Source organism: Shewanella sp. 11B5, from assembly GCF_002836795.1.
GTDB lineage: Bacteria > Pseudomonadota > Gammaproteobacteria > Enterobacterales > Shewanellaceae > Shewanella > Shewanella frigidimarina.
Genome location: NZ_PJAP01000945.1, coordinates 1 through 2,998 on the forward strand (window position 1 = coordinate 1; position 2,998 = coordinate 2,998).

At 44.1% G+C, this 2,998-nt stretch carries 3 protein-coding genes; all 3 read left to right on the forward strand.

Features of this window, described 5'->3' with window-relative positions; translation table 11 throughout:
- On the forward strand, positions 1-1,282 hold a 1,282-nt coding region (gene murF / locus CXF78_RS18605), incomplete at its 5' end, for a UDP-N-acetylmuramoyl-tripeptide--D-alanyl-D-alanine ligase (protein WP_102037593.1).
- Positions 1,283-2,365, forward strand: a complete 1,083-nt coding sequence (gene mraY / locus CXF78_RS18610) for a phospho-N-acetylmuramoyl-pentapeptide-transferase (RefSeq protein ID WP_011639217.1) — start codon at positions 1,283-1,285, stop codon at positions 2,363-2,365.
- 22 nt (positions 2,366-2,387) lie between these two features.
- On the forward strand, positions 2,388-2,998 hold a 611-nt coding region (locus tag CXF78_RS18615; protein ID WP_257984947.1), incomplete at its 3' end, for a Mur ligase family protein.

Here is a 2,998-nt window from a genome sequence, read left to right on the forward strand (position 1 = left end):
TCAATGTTTATTTATCGCGTTAAAAGGCGAGCGTTTTGATGGCCATGACTTTGTTGATACTGCGATTAAAAATGGTGCAGTAGCACTGTTGGTCGATCATATATTAGTCGATCATCCTTTTGCCGCCGATATTGCGCAAATTGTAGTTGCCGATACCCAAAAGGCCATGGGCAAGATGGGCGCGTTTGTGCGCCAAACAGTGGCGCCTATTTGCGTCGCGTTAACGGGGTCAAACGGCAAAACCAGCGTTAAAGAAATGCTGGCCACTATTTTATCTCAACATCACCAAGTGTTATTTACCGCAGGCAATTTTAACAACGAAATTGGTGTGCCGTTAACTTTGCTACGGTTAAGTGAAGGTGATGAATATGGGGTGTTTGAACTTGGCGCAAACCATCGTGGAGAGATCGATTACACCTCATCATTAGTGCTGCCTCAAGTCGCGTTAGTTAATAATGTTGGCAATGCTCATCTTGAAGGATTTGGGTCACTGGAAGGTGTTGCTCAGGCTAAATCTGAAATTTTTAATCATCTGACACCAGATGGCACCGCAATTATTAATGCTGACGATAAGTTTGCAGACTTTATGCTGCAACAGTCGCAGGGGCGCAAACATCTGCGTTTTAGCCGTGAAATGAATGTCGATGCAGATGTGACTGCAACAGACATAGTGGCAGATGCCAATGGTTGTTATCGGTTTACATTAACTTTTGATGGACAGCAAGAAGTGGTGCAATTGCCATTAGCGGGTCTGCATCAAGTGAGCAATGCTCTGGCTGCGGCATCTATGTGTATTGCCTTGGACATATCGCTTTACGACATCGCACAAGGCTTTGCATTGCTCAAACCTGTAAAGGGTCGTATGCAGCCCCATGATCTTGGCCGAGTGTTATTAATTGATGATAGTTATAACGCTAATCCAACGTCAGTAAGTGCTGCGATTAATTGGTTGCAACAACGTGATGGATATCGTTGTTTAGTGCTGGGAGATTTAGGCGAATTAGGCGACAATGCTGGCCCTTTGCACGCCAGCATTGGATTGCAGGTTAAACATGCAGCCATAGAGTCGCTATTTTGTTGCGGCCAATTGTCGGCAAATACCAGTGAAGCATTTGGCAGCGAACACTTTTGTGCTCAAGAGCCATTAATAGTGGTATTGCAAAAACAGTTAGCAAGTACCACAGGTAATATTACAGTTTTAGTTAAAGGTTCCCGCAGCGCCGCTATGGAGCGAGTTGTGGACAGTTTATTAGATGCCTATGGGCGTGGGGAGTTAGTGTAGATGCTGGTTTATCTAGCCGAGTATTTAACCCAATTTTATAGCGGGTTTAACGTTTTTTCATATGTAACGTTCCGGGCTATTTTAGGCTTGTTAACTGCATTGGTGTTTAGTTTGTGGTGGGGGCCGATTTTAATTAAGCACCTGCAAACGCTGCAAATTGGTCAAGTCGTTCGTGATGACGGTCCAGAATCGCATTTCAGTAAGCGTGGAACACCGACAATGGGCGGTATTCTTATCCTTGCGGGCATTTTTATTAGTGTTCTGCTTTGGGGCGACTTATCTAATCGTTATGTGCTTGTCACTTTATTTGTACTCGCAAGTTTTGGTGTCATTGGCTTTATTGATGATTATCGTAAAGTGGTAAAGAAAGATTCTAAAGGCCTAATTGCACGTTGGAAATATGCGTTGCAGTCAATTGCCGCTTTAGTTGTTGCTGTGTATTTGTATAGCTCATCAACCATGGTTGGCGAAACACAGTTAGTTGTGCCGTTTTTTAAAGATATCATGCCGCAACTGGGCTTTATGTTTATTTTATTAGCTTACTTCACCATTGTAGGTGCCAGTAATGCAGTGAACCTAACCGACGGCTTAGATGGCTTAGCGATTATGCCAACCGTGATGGTTGCGGCTGCGTTTGCACTCATCGCTTACTTATCTGGTCATGCTCAATTTGCCAGTTATTTGCACCTGCCTCATTTACCGTTAGCCGGTGAATTAGTGATTGTGTGTACGGCTATGGTCGGTGCAGGTTTAGGTTTTTTATGGTTTAACACCTATCCAGCACAAGTGTTTATGGGCGATGTAGGCTCATTAGCGTTGGGTGCCGCATTAGGTGTGATTGCTATCCTGGTTCGCCAAGAAATTTTATTGGTGATCATGGGCGGCGTGTTTGTTATGGAAACGGTATCGGTGATCTTGCAGGTGGGCTCGTATAAGTTACGTGGTCAGCGAATTTTCCGTATGGCGCCTATTCATCATCACTATGAGTTAAAAGGGTGGCCAGAGCCGCGCGTTATTGTGCGCTTTTGGATTATCTCGTTGTTTTTAGTGTTACTGGGTCTAGCGACTCTAAAATTACGCTAAGTAATTAATCAAGGTCAGTATTATGCAAACTCAATATACGCACATTGTTTTAGGCTTAGGGGCAACAGGGCTCTCGGTCGTGCGTTTTTTAGCAACTAAAGGCATTAAGCCTTTAGTGATGGACAGCCGTCGTCATCCGCCTGGTGCAGATACGCTGGCACAAGAGTTTGCCGATATTGAATTATTGGCCGGTGGGTTTGATTGCCGTTATTTAGTTCAAGCCAACCAAATTATCATCAGTCCTGGTGTTCCAATCGATACGCCTGAAGTACGCGCTGCGTTGGACATGGGAATTGAAGTGATTGGTGATGTTGAGTTATTTGCTCGAGAAATCGCAGACAAGAAACCTTGCGTTGTAGGTATAACTGGATCAAACGGTAAATCTACGGTAACGACATTAGTGTACGAAATGTTGTTAGCTGCCGGAAAGTCGGTGGCGATTGGCGGTAACATTGGTACACCAGCGCTGGATTTATTACCTCAAGATGCAGACTTTTACGTACTTGAGCTATCGAGTTTTCAACTTGAAACCACTCATTCATTAAATTGTATTGCGGCAACGTGTCTCAATGTTAGCGAAGACCATATGGATCGCTATAGTGACTTGAATACTTACCGTGAAGCCAAATTACG

Coding starts and splice junctions, on each gene's coding strand:
- mraY (WP_011639217.1), top strand. CDS start 1,283: ATGCTGGTTTATCTAGCCGAGTATTTAACCCAATTTTATAGCGGGTTT.